Annotated in this window: 11 protein-coding genes and 1 pseudogene; all 12 read right to left on the bottom strand. The window is 63.6% G+C overall.

Features of this window, described 5'->3' with window-relative positions; translation table 11 throughout:
* Positions 1 to 185 precede the first annotated feature (185 nt).
* The 12 genes and pseudogenes from IPM60_12575 to IPM60_12520 all read right to left on the bottom strand — a co-directional run bounded on the left by IPM60_12575 (position 186) and on the right by IPM60_12520 (position 14091).
* Positions 186 to 341, bottom strand: coding sequence for a hypothetical protein (locus IPM60_12575; protein ID MBK8908697.1), 156 nt, complete (start codon positions 339 to 341; stop codon positions 186 to 188).
* Entirely contained in the window at positions 338 to 601 is a 264-nt protein-coding gene (gene cas2, locus IPM60_12570; GenBank protein ID MBK8908696.1) for a CRISPR-associated endonuclease Cas2, read from the bottom strand. The genes IPM60_12575 and cas2 (IPM60_12570) overlap by 4 nt, the downstream gene beginning before the upstream one ends.
* Complete coding sequence (locus tag IPM60_12565) at positions 598 to 1392, bottom strand: CRISPR-associated endonuclease Cas1 (GenBank protein MBK8908695.1); 795 nt, start codon at positions 1390 to 1392, stop codon at positions 598 to 600. Before IPM60_12565 ends, cas2 (IPM60_12570) begins: the two co-directional genes overlap by 4 nt.
* Entirely contained in the window at positions 1389 to 2366 is a 978-nt protein-coding gene (gene cas1 / locus IPM60_12560; GenBank protein ID MBK8908694.1) for a CRISPR-associated endonuclease Cas1, read from the bottom strand. Before cas1 ends, IPM60_12565 begins: the two co-directional genes overlap by 4 nt.
* 24 nt (positions 2367 to 2390) lie before the next feature.
* Positions 2391 to 2675 (bottom strand): CRISPR-associated endonuclease Cas2, encoded by a 285-nt coding sequence (gene cas2 / locus IPM60_12555; GenBank protein ID MBK8908693.1) that lies wholly within the window; start codon positions 2673 to 2675, stop codon positions 2391 to 2393.
* 1641 nt (positions 2676 to 4316) lie between these two features.
* Complete coding sequence (gene csm5 / locus IPM60_12550; GenBank protein ID MBK8908692.1) at positions 4317 to 5711, bottom strand: type III-A CRISPR-associated RAMP protein Csm5; 1395 nt, start codon at positions 5709 to 5711, stop codon at positions 4317 to 4319.
* Positions 5708 to 5953 (bottom strand): hypothetical protein, encoded by a 246-nt coding sequence (locus tag IPM60_12545; protein ID MBK8908691.1) that lies wholly within the window; start codon positions 5951 to 5953, stop codon positions 5708 to 5710. Before IPM60_12545 ends, csm5 begins: the two co-directional genes overlap by 4 nt.
* 699 nt (positions 5954 to 6652) lie before the next feature.
* Positions 6653 to 7444 (bottom strand): annotated as a pseudogene (gene csm3, locus IPM60_12540) (type III-A CRISPR-associated RAMP protein Csm3).
* Between the two features lie 33 nt (positions 7445 to 7477).
* Positions 7478 to 7888 (bottom strand): type III-A CRISPR-associated protein Csm2, encoded by a 411-nt coding sequence (gene csm2 / locus IPM60_12535; GenBank protein ID MBK8908690.1) that lies wholly within the window; start codon positions 7886 to 7888, stop codon positions 7478 to 7480.
* Between the two features lie 20 nt (positions 7889 to 7908).
* Complete coding sequence (cas10, locus tag IPM60_12530) at positions 7909 to 10503, bottom strand: type III-A CRISPR-associated protein Cas10/Csm1 (protein ID MBK8908689.1); 2595 nt, start codon at positions 10501 to 10503, stop codon at positions 7909 to 7911.
* An 87-nt stretch (positions 10504 to 10590) separates the two neighbouring features.
* Positions 10591 to 11325, bottom strand: coding sequence for a CRISPR system precrRNA processing endoribonuclease RAMP protein Cas6 (cas6, locus tag IPM60_12525; GenBank protein ID MBK8908688.1), 735 nt, complete (start codon positions 11323 to 11325; stop codon positions 10591 to 10593).
* Positions 11326 to 12063: 738 nt separating this feature from the next.
* A complete protein-coding gene (locus tag IPM60_12520; protein ID MBK8908687.1) occupies positions 12064 to 14091 on the bottom strand; it encodes an elongation factor G in 2028 nt (675 codons plus the stop codon).
* Positions 14092 to 14425 lie beyond the last annotated feature (334 nt).

Genomic DNA, 14425 nt, shown 5'->3' with positions numbered 1-14425 from the left:
GTCTTGATCCCTTCTTCATCAGGTCTACGGCTGTAACACCCGCGGGCAGTAACATAGCAGCCGCAACTGCGTCTTGATCCCTTCTTCATCAGGTCTACGGCTGTAACTCCTCGCCCGAAATTTCCGCGCTATCGTCGAGGGTTGCGGGGTGCCTCCGCAAGATCGCGGCGCATCCGCAAGTTGACTCATGCATTGTCGTCATCCTCTGCGTCATCGTCCTCCTTTGCCGCCCAATCGTCATCGTCGCCATCGTCATTGTCGTCACCGTCGCCGTCTTCACGATCGCCGAAATCTATGAACCACCGCCCGAGCCCGACGACGCTCCCGTCCCCCGGGATCACTCCGTCGGGCAGGACCGGCCGTCCAGGCTCTCGATGTCTGGCGTTGTCGGCAACGGGTATACCCGCACGTCGTCCTTGCGAGGATGAATGATCTTGGCCAAGCCCTCAAGGAGGGCGTTGAGGTCAGGCTCGCTGAACGTGCCGAGAAAAACCGAGTACTGGACCGGGTACGCACGCTCCTGCAAGAAGCGATGGACCTGGACGAGGCGGCGCGGATCGGCGATGTCGTAAGCGACCACGAAAGTGCGTCGGCGTCTCACCGAAGCACCTCGCGCACATGCCACCGGAACCTCCAGAAGAGGTCGGCAAAGCGCCTCTCCATTTTAGGAGCCTGCGCTTCGTAGAAGCGGATCAGGCGGCGGCGCACATCGGCTTCGGTGCGGTGCTTGACGCCGTGGCGGCAGAAGTAGAGGGCAGCCTCCCAGACCAGCGGCCACAGTTCCCACGCCAAAATCCGCGTAAAGTCGTCAAGCAGGCGCACGGGCGCTCCATAGCCGGTGGCAAAGCGCCCCGCGATGCCCTGGCCGCGCAGGAGTTGGGCTACATGCGCCGAGAGGGCTCCCTTCAGGCAGGCAGCGATGGCGGCTGCCTTTACTGGCGCGTTCAGGGCATCGACGCGGGCTTCGCATGCGGCCCAGGCCTCGGGCCCCCGCATGCTCGCCGGGTGCACTTTCAAGCCGTTAATGGCGGCGATCAGCGATCGGCGCTCCATCCCGCGGATCCAGTCCTCGCGGTGGCCTTTCCAGTCGCGGTCCAGGCAGGCGTCCTCCAGCAGCAGATTGATGTCCTCCTCGGTCCCCTGCGCGCCGACCGCCCAACCGCGGGCGGCGCCGTCCGCCGCAACGAACACCACGGGTACGCCGGCGTCCATGCAGGCGAGGAGGGCGTCGGTGCGCCAAGCGACAGATCCTGACACCACGATCCGCCCGAGCAGCCTTATGGGTGCGCGCGCATCGGCACGGGCATAACGGCGGATCCTGAGCGCGGGACCGTCAAGGACAACTTCCACAGGCTCGGCGGCCCCATCGAGGTAAAGGGCCTTTCGCATCATTGCGTCCCCGACGGACCGGCGCGGAGGTCGCGAACAAAGCCACGGCAGGCGAGGCGCAGCCATCGGCGGAGCGGCGGCACGAAGCGCTCGTAACCTTCATAAAAAGACCGTCTGCCCGCCTTGCCGAGGAGGCATGCGCCATCGTTCTTGGTGAAGTGCGTTGGCCGCAGGATCTCCTGCCGGAACAATTGCCAAACATATCGATCCAGACGCGGACGCAGAGGCTCCACCAGATCGGAAGCGAGGGATTCGCGGCCCGCCAGGGGCTGGTGGAAAACCCCAAGCATTGGGTCGAGGCCGACGATATGCGCTTCGCGCACCGCTTCGGCATGCAGCAGTGTGTAGCCGAGGGACAGGCACGCGTTCACGGGATCGCGTGGCGGGCGGCGGTTGCGGCCGGTAAATCCGAGCGCCGGCGCAAATAGGGCGGCCAGGCCGGCAAAGTGAGCGGCGGCGGCCGCGCCTTCCAGCCCCATCAGTTGATCGAGCGTGAGCGCGCCGACCTCCGACTGCTCTGTGCTGCTTTCCACCAGTCGGGTACGGATGGCTTCTACCGTGACGATCGCGTCCAGGAGCGGCTTGCGGGCATCGGGGCGCGCCTGCAAGCCTTCACGCAACAGGCGTCGCTGAGCGGTGACCTTGGCCAGCACCAGGCTGCGGGCGCGGGCGGCTCTCTCCAGCGGCCGCTGGTGCAGCACATATTGACGCAGACGTATGGAGGCGTCGCCATGAACTGGGCCTTGCACGAGGGTTTGCACGCCACCGTTGCGCCCCCCTAGAACCACCAGAGAGATTCCACGCCGCCAGAGTTCCGCCATCAGCGGGACGGCGATCATGCGTGCGCCCCGAATGACGAGGCGGTCGACGGGGCCGAGCGGCACGGTGCCGGTACGCACGCCGTCCAGGCGCAACACGATGACCCCCGCTTCGTGGTCGAGGTCAATGCCTTTGCGATCGATGTATACGGTAGCCATCGTCAAGACCTTCGGTCAGTCGGATCAGCCAATGTAGAAAAAGGTCTCGTCGCGCGGCGGAAGGGCGATGCCGAGGGTTCGAGGACGGGATCTCGGGTCGAGGCGGACAAACACGACGCTGTCCTCGCTGCGGCGAATGACGTTGCCCAACTCCTGCCTCAGTTCCGCCTTTTCGCGGGGCGAGAGGAAGCATTCGTGCACGGACTTCTGACCGCCGGTGGCGTACGCCTTGACCACCTTCAGCGCCTTGGCGAGGCGCCGTGGGTTGCGGATGTCGTAGGCCACGAGGTAGAGGGCGCGCTTGCTCATGGGCGGATCCGAGAGAGGGATTGGCCTCGGACGTGGGTGCTGGAACGCCTGTGGCGAGAGAGGCTACGGATCGGGATACTCCCGGGAAACGCACGAAGCGGAATCGACGAGCCACCGCGCCGTCTTCGGCCTTTTCGATTCCCCGTTCAGTTGTTGCGGCGAAGCAAATCGTACCCTGCCTTTGAAGCGCCCTCACAAGGGCGTAGGCGAGGGTGAATTCGCCCTGGACCATGGCATGGCTCGCGCCGGCCGGTGCGCTGCCAAGGCATGCCTTGCACAGCTCTCCGATATCCTCCGAGCTCGCGTTAGGCGGCACTGAGGGAAACACGACATCCACAATCGTCGGAGCAAACGCCAGGGCCGCTGCGCGCTGCATTTCGTCCCAGTCGGTGCTCGGGTGGTTGCTGAAGTTGACAAAACAGGGCTGACGTTCGCGCGCGGGTGCGGGTGTCGCGCGCTCGAATTGATCGACCAGTTTGTTGATTTGCTTTATAAGATTTTTGCTGGGAAGCGGACGGTTGCGAAAGCCGGCGTGATCGATGTCGTTGCGGGGATCGGCGATTGTCCGGGCGAAATCCCGGTCGCGCGCGAACCAGGACCGTTCGGCTTCTCTCCGGCTATCACTGGTGAAGACTTCGAGCCCTGGGCAATCAGCCTTGCCATCAGCATAAAGAGTGACCGTGCCTTCGCGGACGATCGTCGCCGCTTCCGAGTACCGCCCCATATGAAGGTAAAGCCGTGCCAAGGCAGCCAGCGCTGCATGACCTTCGGGAGTGTTGAGATTATTGGCGCAACCGGCGAGCGGCGTTGCCATGGCGGCGATGCGGTCGAGAACGTCTGCGAGCGGCGGCAAGACCTTTGCCAGTTGTGTGCGCTCGGCGTCTATGATGTCGGCGAGGCCCTTCGCGGTGCCATCCGTTCCCGTTTTGCCCAGTAAAAGGGCGCCGGTACGCATGGTTTCGAGATCCTGGCCGAACGCGCTGATCGCTTGCGCCAGCCGAGACAACCTCGGCTGCGGGCCGCGTTCATCGGGAAGCGCTTCGGCCCAATCCTTGTTCAGGAGCCGTCCAAGGGCCTCGGCCCGGCTCGCGATGCCGGCGACCCGGCCGGTTTTCAGGAACAGCATGATCTCACGCGCATGATCGAGTAGGTCGACAAAGGGCGTCAGCTCCCAGATGGGAGCCCTGCCAGCTTCATCCTTGGCCTCGAAGCCGCCGTAGACGACGGAAAGCGGCACCTCGCGCACATCGACCGCCCGGATGAAGGCGACGACGGCCGCCGCGAAAAACGGCTGGGAGCGGAAGCCGAGTGTGATGTCGAGGATGACGTGTACGTCTTCCGGCGCGCGCAGAGCCGTTTTGATGATTTCGAACTGCTGCCACAAATCGCGCGACGCGCCTCCTTCCGGGATGTGACGAAGTTCAGCGGCGAACCCGGCGCCACGCAGGTCGCAAAGGATCGCGCTCCCATGCGTCGATTCCGCCTTCTGCGTGGCGAGAATGATAATCTCAGCGGGGTGGTACAATTCGGCAAGCGCGCGCGCGATCCACATTGTCGTCGGCGCGCTCTGTCCGGATGCCAAGTCGCGATACATCACGGGCTGATATTTCCCGGTGCCGAGAAAAGTAACGAGGCGGGTGGTCATCGGTAGGTGATCTCCTCGGCAGCTACCCATTCGGTGTCGCTAGTTCCGATAAAGCGGACGAGAATTTCGCTACCCTTTTTGTTTTCGATGGCGACTTCCTCCTCTCCCAGGAAGGCGCGACGGGCAGGTACTGGTGCGGCTGTTGGCGCGCCTGGCGTGCCCTGAGCGGAAGGGGACCGCGCCGGCGCCGCAGCCGGGCTGCGTTGGCTCAGCCAGTCTCGAACTTCGGGCGTCTCCTGACACAAAAGCAGCCACCCGAACGGCAGCGGATGCTCGCCGATCTCGAGGACGGCGCGGGTCGTCCCTTGCTCGACGTGCCGGCCGGGCTTTGGCGTTGCCTGCCAGCCACGGCGCCAGTCGTCCACCGATTTCGATTCGAAGTGCCCGAAGCGGCCGACCCGCATCAGGATCAACTTTTCGTTGACGCCGATACGGCGGCGCAACGCCCGCTCCACATCTGCGCGTCGGCGTTGCAGCCAGTCCTTGTGGCCGCCGAAGAAGCGGTCGAGTTCCGCCTGCCACCGCCTTTCATGAAAAGCATGGACGGCATTGAGAACCTCATCGAGATCAAGGGTAGCTACCGGCGTCTTGTCCTTGTACTTGTCCTTGTCGCGCGCCGCTTGTTGGTGGCCGCCGTCGGCAACGGTGATGCTGATCGGAAAGGCCGCGATTTGTGCGCCCTTGCCGTCGGCGCAACTCCACAGCCGCTCGACGTGAAGCTGCGTTTTTGGCGCCTTTCCGTCTTTCCAGCCGACGCTGACCTTATCGAAGCGCGTTGCCCGGGCCGGCAGGAGGCCGTCGCTGACGGCCAGCCAGCGCAGCGGATCGCGCTCGGTCTTGCCTTTCGGGCAATCGAAGGCGAGTTCCTGAAGCCGGTTCGAGACGGACCCGGTGGCCTTCGGGTTGTCGCGCAACTTTCGGATCTCTTTTTCCATTTCCGAACCGACGCCGCCGATATGATCGGCATCGTGAGCCAGCGCATTGACGAGAGCGGTGCGCAACGCGCCCTTGATCGAGGATCCCGGGACATAAGGCCGCCCGCCGGTGCGGATGAACGGCGATGCCGCGCCGGTGCGTCGATTCCGAACCAGCGGATCCTCGACCGCCACCTTGAGTTCTGCCAGGGAGGCTGGCCCCACAGCCACCCGCTCGAGGTGATGCTGGGGTGTGACGCCCTTGTGCAACTCCGCCTGGGCCTCCTTCAACCGGCCCCCGTCCAGAGCTTGGAGAAAACGGGCCTGCGCTTGCGCCGGCATGGCGGCCAGCACGGCGGCGGCATCGAAACGCACCAGGTCGTCGCCATCGATCTTGAAGTTTTCGGGCGCGAGCTCCGTCCCGTCGCCGATGTGGATCGGGGTGAGCGGAATGCCGATGAAGGACGTCATGGTCATCGCGGCTCTCCGGCGGCTTCGGCTTCGGTGAACGGAATCGCGAGATGGTAGGCGTTATGGCCAACCTCTGCCCGCTCCTGGTGGACGCCGGTGAGCCACTCGCCGAAGGGCCCTCCGTCGGTCGGCGTGAAGGTTGCGCCGGGGCGCGTGAGCAGGATTGGATACTTCCAGGGGACAGTCGTCAGCAGGCTCGCGCCGACCTTGCCGAAGTGGGTGAACAGCTTGTAGCGGGGCGTTGCCATGTTGGCCGTGAGGCAGCCGTGGGAGAGGCCTCAGCATCCGGTTGCCCGCATGCTGATCGAGCCACCCGGCATCGGTGACATCGACCACTGTGAAATGGCCGCGACCCCAGGTGGCGTCGCGGCCGTAGCCGGCCTCGCCGACCGCTTCGAACAGCGCCATCAGGTCCTGTGGGGTCGTCTCGGCGCGCACGTATACGTCTCGCTCCGGCTCGTTCGTATAACTCCAGTCCTCGTCGACGAAATAAAGGCCGCCTTCTTCAGGAGTGGAGCCGGTATGCCGGTCGATACTATTGTGGGCGATGCGATGGGGGCGAGGGGAAAGCGCGGGTCCGGACGTCGCACGAGCCAGCAGCAGCGGGTCCGCCACTTGGCCGCGAAGGTGCTCCCACCGGTCGATCGGGAGCCATGGCCACTTGGCCCGCTCCTTGTCCTTTCCTAGGCGCTCCAGCCGTTCGGGGGTCATCTTTCCACTTCCGGTCGCATGGCGCGGGGCAGGCCGCACCAGGGGCCGGGGCAGGAGACCGGCGGGGAAGCCATCGGACAGCGCCCAGGGCGCATCGGGCAGGCCCTTGAGCCAAGCAATGAGGGCCTGCTCGCCCGCGTTCTCCCGCTTCGCCCAGCACAGATGCCCAAACAACGTGCCCGACGTAAGCGGGGTGCCGAGCGGCGCCTGCAGCGCGATGCGAACCCGGAACAGGCTCATGGCGCGAAGGTGACGATGCTGGGAGCGCGGGCCGGATCGAAGTGTGCGACGCGAAAGGCGTTGTCGATCCGCTGCTCCTCGATGCCATCGCCAAACACCTTCACATCCTCGAACCGCACCCGCCCGTAGCCGCGGGAGCCGGAGCCACCAAGGGCATCCTGTTCGAGGAGATGCAGGCCGGCGAGCAGCCAGTTGAGGCATTCCCGATCGCGTGCGCCACCATCGCCGGTGTCAAACATCCGGAACACCATCTGCAGGTCGAACCGTGCGCCGGCGGGCACACGCTCGAGTTGCCGTAGGCCGCCGTCGAGCGCTTTACCTGCAATTCGATCGATCGCGACCTCAGTCTTTTCTTCAACTCTTTCAAGACGGTTTTGCTTGGCCGATTGCAACCACTCCGCATTGATCGCCGCATCACGCACGATCAGCCGTGTCGGACCGCCGTTCCATCCCTTTGGTCGCGCTGACATACCGAAGATTCGCAAAACCGGATCTTCAGGGCTGAGATGATAGCGTTCGCTCTCGTTGAAGCCCCATGGCTTGCCATCGTGGTGACGGATACTGTCAAAAACGGGTTGAAATCCCCACTACAACAGGAAACGGAGCTTCCCTTTAAGGCTGGACCCCGGAATGTAGGGTTCGCGCGAATGCGGATTTCGAATGACAGGAAGGTCAATGCCTCCAATCTCAATGTCATCTTTCCCACAGCCGATGTGGAGCCCGGTCAGCGTCTCGATGATGCCCTCGATCCGCACGCGGCCAAGAAACCGCAATTGGTATTCTTCCATGGTTTCTTCCCTTTATATAAGTACTTTTCTGACCTACCTGTTCATTTCGCGTTCATATCGATGGTATGCAACGACAGCTTCGAAGTGTGGAGCAAAACCGAGCAAAAAATCATTCCTAGTTCTTACGGCGTTCACGTGCATATCGATGAACTGTAAAAAGTAACGGGGTATTTTTTTGGAATCACGTGCCCAAGAATAATGAGCATGCGCCTTTAACAGTGCGAGCCTGGCCTTTATCTGGTCATCAGGAAAATCAGGGTCGCCTTTTGCTTCGTTCCGCAGAGCACTGACGACGCTATAAAAGCGGCGAAGCTGAGTAGGCTCAAATTTCACTAGGGCCCTGGCGGCATCCCTGGCTTCCGCATCGAACAATTCCGCCCGTGCTACGAGCTGGTCTTGATGATTTGATTGCGACTGAAAGTATATGACGCTGTTCGATGTCATGGCGCATTTCCTGTTGCGTTTTAGCGGTTGCGGTAGATAGCGATGGTGATGGGAAGGCGCGGGTCCGGCAGATCGGCAACGCGGCGGCTTTCAGCCGCCGGTGACATTGAGGAGAGGTTGCCGCCCATAAGTTCATCGAGGTCCGCGCAGAGCGCCTGGGCCGTTGCGGCGCCAAGACGCTCGCGCAGGCGCGCCAGGTGATACCCCCAGCGCGCGCGCCAGTTGGCAGCCGCCGGGTTCCTCCCGCTCTCGACCTCCCGCCGCTGGCTGTCCAGGCTCAGCATTTTGTAGAGGAACGTCGCGGGAAGACTGCCCTCGCGGATTAGCCCGTTCAGCCATTCGGCCCGCTCGATCGCCCATTCCAGGGAGCCGACGCCACCGGTCCACGGGATCGGATCCTCGACAACCAGGCAGACGCGATTCCGCCCGACCTTCTTGGCGCCCTCAAGGCCGTCATCGGCCTTGGCCCGTTTAAGGCGGTCCTCGGCCCGGCGCACTGCTCTGTTCAGAGGCTCATCGGGGCTGACAAACTCGATGCCGGCGGAAAGCGTGATATTGGGGTTGTGGCCTACAAACCGGCCGAAGTCGTCTTGCAGGCGCGCGGCGAGTCTGATGCCGTCCCGCCATGGCGCGATCAGGAGAACGTCATCGCCACCGGCGTAGACGGTGTAGGTGTTACGAAATTCGGTCCGGATCAGGTGGTCGAGATAGCCGGTGAAGAACGAATCGATCATTCGGGAGAGCTGGGCGGCCCGCCCCACCGAGATGCGATCGCCAAGGCCATGGCCGAACACAAAGCCAAGCCGGTCGACATCGGCCTTGACCACCGACAGCATTGCGCGGCCGACAAAGCGCTGTTGGGAATCGAGCCACTCCCGCGCGTCGGCGGCCAAGTGTTCGAGCAGCTTGACCTTTCCTTCCTCGGAGACTTCCTTCGCCTCCTTGCTCAGGTCCGCGTAACGGCCGTGGACATCATCGTCCCGTTGCAGCGTTGGCACATGGTTGGCGAGGAACCGGTCTGCGGCCGGAAACGAGCCATGGCCTTCCCTGCCGCGCAGCCGCCAACCGGAGATGACAGCCCGCCGCGCGTTGAGGTCGGTATGGACCTCGAACGCCCTGTCGTGAACCGTTAGAGCAACACTGCCAAGCAGCGATCCGATGCTTTCTTCCGTCCCCCAGGTCACAGCGACGGCTTTTGGCAGTGTTTGCCCCCATCGGGCCTCGTCCGCGCACGCAGGACAGCGCTTGATATCGTCTTGTGTGTCGCCCTTCGCGTCGGCGGGAACAGGTCGCACGCCACAAGTTGGGCAGGCACCTGCGGCGGGGAAATCGACGCGCCGCACGCTCTCCTCCAAGCCCCGGCCAGAATTGGCGAGGATCGACGCAAGGGGGCGTTGCTTGGCCTCCTCGACGCATGCCGCGATCCGCTGCTGGGTTTCCCCGAATGTCTTCTGGTTGAAGTCGGCGCCGGAGAGTGGCGGGCTGAGAGCCAGACTCATCACCAGATCGCCCACGTAGCGATCGAGCATCCACTTGTCGATCTCGCGGCGCAGACCCTCGACGGTTGCTTCCACATCCGCCAATTCCGGAACGAGGATCTGGAACCGTCCGCCGGCGCCCTGCAAGAGGCAGTACGGCGGGAGGCCGAAGACCCGGCGGCACTTCCAGGCCGCCGCCTCGCAAATCTGGCTGATCAGGAACGAGCGGGCGCGCAGGATGCGGTTGACACCCTTCACGCCCTCGCTCTTGAGGCGGAACAGGCTCGACTGGATCCCCGACAAATCTCCGACCACCACCCGAAACTTCGCACGCTCGCGGTCCTTGATGGCCTTCTCGTCGCCAAGTTCGCCATGCGCCTCGTGATGCCGGTACAGGCAGGCGGCGAAGGCGGCAACGGTCCGATTGTGATCGTGCAGGGAGACATCTGGCTGATCAACGGTCGAGGAAGGGATGGCCCAGGTGAAGCGTTCCGAGAGTGCCAAAAGCCCCTCGTGGAACTGTTCGACGCTTACGGAAACATCACAAAGGCTGGCGAAAGCCTCTCCAAACGCCTCCCACAGCCGCGCGTATGCATCAGGCAGGCCGGTGCGGTTGATTTTCCCGGGGAACATCGCCGTCGGCGTCAATGCCTCAACGCCGTAAAAGGAATCCTTCGGTGTTCCCAGGGCAAGATTGACGTTTCTGAAAACGCTTTCAAGCGGAACGCGCCGGAACGCGTCCCAGCCCTTGTCGTCCTGTTTGCGTTCTTCGACTTCGTCCCCCGCCTCGCGATCCATGCCGGCCGAAAGCCGGTCGGCGATTGCAGACAGCCAGTGGAGCGGCGTGCGGGGACTGTGATGGTAGACGGCGCACTCGCGAACGTGGTTGCTGTCGATGCCGTGCGGAAATGCAAGGTTCCGCCGTTCCATCCATTCGAAGAACGCATCGGTCAAAAGGGCGTGCTTGTGGCTGTAGCCGCCGTGTCCGTCGGGGGGCAGCACGTCGCTTTCCCGGGATTTCACTGCGGCGGCCATGGTCCGGCTGCTGCCAAAGGCGGGTTGCATGAACTTGCCGATATCCTCGAAGAAAGCGCCAAGCGCCACCTCGTCGATGCTTGCAACTTCTGATCTTGCCATCGCAGACGTTACCTTCCGGCTGGTTGGTCGATACAATCGGCCGATACCTTGTCCTTGCAGTGCCTCTGGCGGAGGATCGGGACAGGATCACAGGTCGGGCTCGCCGGTAGTGGCGAGCCGGTAGTGACCGAGGCCCATGGTCGTGCCCTTGCCCGCCTGGATGTACTGACCGAGCCACAGGTAGGGCCAAAGCGCCTCTGCGCGGCAGAGGTCCAGGCCAACGCTGCCGACAATTCCGCCCATCTGCATCAGCGTGCGTTGACGCGAGGAGCTGCGAACAAGATCGGCCCAGCGCAGGCTCTGAGCGAAGATATCGACGCCCTGCGCGAGACGCTTGAGTTGCTGGAAATCGGCCGCCAGCGCGCTTTCGCCATGGAAGTACATGAGCATCGAGACGCGGCGGACGAGGCTCGACAACAAGTGCCGCGCGGCAAAACGTTCAGGGGCGACGAGGTTGCCCGCCTCCTTGAGCCGAAGCGGAGTGACAACCCTTACCACGACCCGCCCCGGACACTGCGGCGGGAACACTTCCGCGGGCTGCGGCAACCTGATGAAGCTGTTTGCTTCGTATATCGTTTCCGGCTCTCCATCCTCGTTGAGCGGAAGCCGTTCGGCCCGCATGAGCGCGACCGGCACCCGGCGCGCGGTCAGGCCGTGCTCACCAGCGATCTCGAACGCTCGCACGAAATAGCCGAGGTGGCGCGAGGCATGGCCGAAGATGGTGAGTTCAAGCGGAAGAGCGTCCCCCTCCTCGCAAACTCGCGTCGCGATAGGTCCGGCGTAGAGAGAGAATGGATTGGGGACGCGTTCGTAGCGGGTCATCCTCTCTGCCGTCGCCGGCGGAGGGGTTTCAAAAACGTATGGATAAATGCAACTGGCGCTGAGCATGCAGCCCTGGCACGGCCTCATGCGCATTGCGCAAACGGTGCGCTTGAGGGCAGAGCCAAAGGCGCCGCGCCAAGCGAAGCCGGCATGAGCCGGCAGACGGAGTTGTTCTTTGCACCGGAAAATCAATCGCGTGCGAACGAGCGGTAGTTGCGGCTCGGCCGACAAGATTTCAGTAACCTCCGAGCGGAACGATTATGCCATTTTTATCACATGTTCCGCGCGGCAGTAACGGTGAAAGCATATACGTCACCCAAAACCGGCACTTATCGTGCGCGTTTGGGGGTGCAGGCGCGGCGGTTGGCATTTTGAGCGCCTGCCGCGGGAAAGGCGTCTGGGCTTTCTACCTTTATGCGCGGCGCGCATGGGTGCGATGCATCAAAATCTATGTTGCTTCTGCGAAATGGCTGCTATACATCAAAGTTAGATGTTGCATCGCAGCATCACGAGTTTTCCGGTTTCGAGCGCAAGGCTCGAATACAGGGCTCGTTCCCAACGGGTCCTACGTCTCCCTAGACGTGAAGCCTCCCTGCTAGACTTGCCGGGCTTTTTAGCCCGGCATTTTCTTTTTCCCCGGCAATTCCCTTTTTATCGAGCGGCCACGTCGGCTGACGCCTCGCGCGCCGCGCCGCGCCGCCTCGCCTCGCCGCGCCTAGGCGCGCCGCGCCGCGACGGTCAGCTCTGGTCCTGGGCGCGCTGGGCGACGATGTCGTCGGCGAGCTTGCCGACCAGCTCTTGCAGGTGGTCGAATTCCCATTCGAAAGTGCCGACGCCGAGGGTCGAGGAGCGCAGTTCGACGATCAGTCCGTGCATCTCCGCCTGCGGTAGCTGGACAGACACTTCGTCCCAGCCGGCCCAGCCATCCTTGGGCTCGAAGCCGAGGATCTGACCGCGGCGGCTGGAGACGATGCGCTGCACCCGCGACGTGAACTCCGTCGGCACCGCAATGCGCACGTTGAAGATGGGCTCCAGCAACACCGGGCTGCATTTGCGCATACCCTCGCGCATGGCCATCGCGCCGGCCTTGCGGAACGCCATGTCGGAGCTGTCGACCGAGTGATACTGGCCGTCGGTCAGCGTCGCCGCCACATCGACGACGGGGAAACCCAGCGGCCCGCGGTTGAGCGTATCTCGGATGCCGGTCTCGACCGCGCCGAAATAGTTCTTGGGCACGGCGCCGCCGGTGACGGTTTCCGAGAACGCGAAGCCGCTGCCGCGCGGCAGCGGGCGAATGTCGATATGGACGTCGCCGAACTCGCCGTGGCCGCCCGACTGCTTCTTGTGCCGGGCGTGCTCGCTGACCGAGCCGCGGATGGTTTCCTTGTACGGCACCTGCGGGCGGCTCGATTCCACTTCCATGTTGTACCGGTTGCGCAGCCGGTCGACGGCGATGAGCAGGTGCATCTCGCCTTGGCCCCAGAGCAGGAACTCGCCGGTGTCCGGGTCGTGGCCGAAGCTCAACGACAAATCCTCGTCGGTAAGGCGCGCCAGCGCCCCGGTCAGCTTGACCTCGTCCGAGCGTTGCCTGGCGCGGATGGCCACGGAGAACAACGGCTTCAGCGGCTCCGGCCACGCCCCCCCGGTGGCCTTGCCGGAGGGAGAGAGGAGGGCGCCGGTGGCGACGCTGTCCATGCGGCCGAAAGCGACGACCTCGCCGGAACCGGCGCTCGGGACCTTTTCCGTCTTCTGGCCGACCATGCGACTGATGCCGCTCAACCGCTCGCCGCCGAGCGTCATGCCGTCCGTGATCTCGCCATGGAACACCCGGGCCAGGGACAGCTTGCCGGTGTGGGCGGCGTGCAAGGTCTTGAACACCCGCGCACACGGCTCGCCGCCGGCGTCGATCTGCAGGCGGGCTGCGGTGATCGCCGGTTCGGGGGCCTCATGGCGGAGCGCCTTCAACAGCCGCGTGATGCCGTGCATGCCCTCGGCCGAGCCGAAGAACACCGGCACGATCTGGTCCTGCTGCAGGTCGCGGGTGAGGCTGGCATAGATCTCGTTGCTGGACGGGATGACGTCTTCCAGGAGCTGCTCGAGGAGCATGTCGTCGAAGTCGGCGAGCGCCTCGAGCATCCCTACTCGTGCCTCCTGCTCGCGCTCTGCGACGGCTTCGGGAAGCTGGATCAGCTCCGATGCGTCGCCGGGTCGCCACCGGAAGGCCCGCTCGGAGACAAGATCGACGAAGCCGGTGATCTGCTCGCCCTCCCGAATGGGAATCTCACGAAGCACCAACGGTCGATTGGAAACGGCCTGCAATGCTTCCAGCGACGCGCGGATTTCGATCGACGGGCTGTCCGCCTTGTTGATGAACACCATGTGCGGGATGGCGTGCTGGTCGAGGAAGCGGAACAGCGGCGCCAGGGTCAGGGCTTTTTCGGGCTCCGGCTCGCAGACGATGACCGCCGAATCAACCACCATCAACGCACTGAAAGCCTCCTGCATCAATTCGATCGAACCGGGGCAATCGAGGAAGGTCCAGGTCTCGTCCAGATACGTGGTGGTGGCGACGTTGACTTCCGTACTCATCTGGCGGTCGCGGGCTTCCTGCGACGCATCGCCGACCATGTTGCCTTCCTTCACGCTGCCCTTGCGCGTGATGGCGCCGGTGCGGAACAAAATGCTCTCCAACAGGGTCGTCTTGCCGCTGACGTACGGGCCGACGAGGGCGGCGCAACGGGGGGCGGCAGGCTGTTTCTGGGTCACAAACGTCCTCCCGGATTGAAACTGTTATGGAACGCGATGCGCGCCGCAACGCCTGACGTAACCCGTGGCTCCGGGTCGGAGCACGGATCGAGAAACCTACCGACCCACGGCGGGGAATCAAGGGGAAAGACCGGGCGGCCGTGCTCGCGGCCTGCCGGCGGGCGACGATGTTGCTGCTGCGAGCGCGCGAATCAGGGCCGTTGGCGCCGCCCATTAGATGTACTAATTATAGACAACCTGAAGTTGTTTTGGTACAGTGACCCCGATTTTGGCGGAGAACGCTCGCACATGTGGCATTTTCGCATCCTGGAGGCCCAAAATCATCCACCCCATA

This window comes from Rhodospirillales bacterium (assembly GCA_016710335.1).
Classification (GTDB): domain Bacteria; phylum Pseudomonadota; class Alphaproteobacteria; order Rhodospirillales; family Defluviicoccaceae; genus JADJXQ01.
The sequence above is the reverse complement of the archived record's forward strand: the minus strand, read 5'-3'. Positions and strand labels throughout refer to the sequence as shown.

What these genes read in the sequence shown, in the direction of transcription:
- IPM60_12545 (MBK8908691.1), bottom strand. Translation starts at nt 5,953, where the DNA reads ATGGCAACGCCCCGCTACAAGCTGTTCACCCACTTCGGCAAGGTCGGC.
- cas1 (MBK8908694.1), bottom strand. Translation starts at nt 2,366, where the DNA reads ATGGCTACCGTATACATCGATCGCAAAGGCATTGACCTCGACCACGAA.
- cas6 (MBK8908688.1), bottom strand. Translation starts at nt 11,325, where the DNA reads ATGACCCGCTACGAACGCGTCCCCAATCCATTCTCTCTCTACGCCGGA.
- cas10 (MBK8908689.1), bottom strand. Translation starts at nt 10,503, where the DNA reads ATGGCAAGATCAGAAGTTGCAAGCATCGACGAGGTGGCGCTTGGCGCT.
- csm2 (MBK8908690.1), bottom strand. Translation starts at nt 7,888, where the DNA reads ATGACATCGAACAGCGTCATATACTTTCAGTCGCAATCAAATCATCAA.
- csm5 (MBK8908692.1), bottom strand. Translation starts at nt 5,711, where the DNA reads ATGACCATGACGTCCTTCATCGGCATTCCGCTCACCCCGATCCACATC.
- IPM60_12565 (MBK8908695.1), bottom strand. Translation starts at nt 1,392, where the DNA reads ATGATGCGAAAGGCCCTTTACCTCGATGGGGCCGCCGAGCCTGTGGAA.
- cas2 (MBK8908693.1), bottom strand. Translation starts at nt 2,675, where the DNA reads ATGAGCAAGCGCGCCCTCTACCTCGTGGCCTACGACATCCGCAACCCA.